We start from the raw sequence: 583 nt of genomic DNA, 5'->3' as shown, positions 1-583 counted from the left end.
CCTTTAGACCTGAAATTGGTCGAAACTCTCATGCCGCTACATCGGCGGCGAAGAAACCGCCGTGATTTCATGGTTGGAAGGCGGTTTCCCGTTCCCACGCCGCAAGCCGCCTTTCCCTGCCGAAAGCGGCGTAGCAGGCGAGCCGACCTTAATCAACAACACCGAAACCTTCGCCAACATCCCGCAAATCCTTGCCAAAGGCGCGGAATGGTACAAATCGCTGGGTCTGGGCGATGCTGCAGGCACGAAACTCTACTCGCTCTCCGGCGACGTATTGAATCCGGGTCTGTACGAACTGCCGATGGGTACGACCCTGCAATCGCTGATTTTCGACCACGGCGGCGGTATGCTCGAAGGGCGCACGTTTAAAGCCGTCTTCACCGGCGGTCCGTCAAACACGCTCCTGACCGTAAAAGATTTGGACGTGCCTTTGGACTTCATGTCCGTGCGCGAACGCAAATCCAGCCTCGGCACGGGCGCGATGATTGTGATTTCCGAAGGCACCAGCGTCGTGCGCAAAGTGGCTGAGTATGTGGAATTCTTTGCGTCCAACTCATGCGGACAATGCCCGCCGTGCAAAGGC

General features: G+C 57.5%; 1 pseudogene. It reads left to right on the top strand.

From position 1 onward, the window contains the following. A pseudogene (locus ACTHUR_RS16265) lies at positions 1–583 on the top strand (SLBB domain-containing protein); the annotation flags it as partial.

It is taken from the genome of Neisseria sp. P0021.S007, from assembly GCF_051956855.1.
This window is presented reverse-complemented; position numbering and strand designations above follow the sequence as displayed.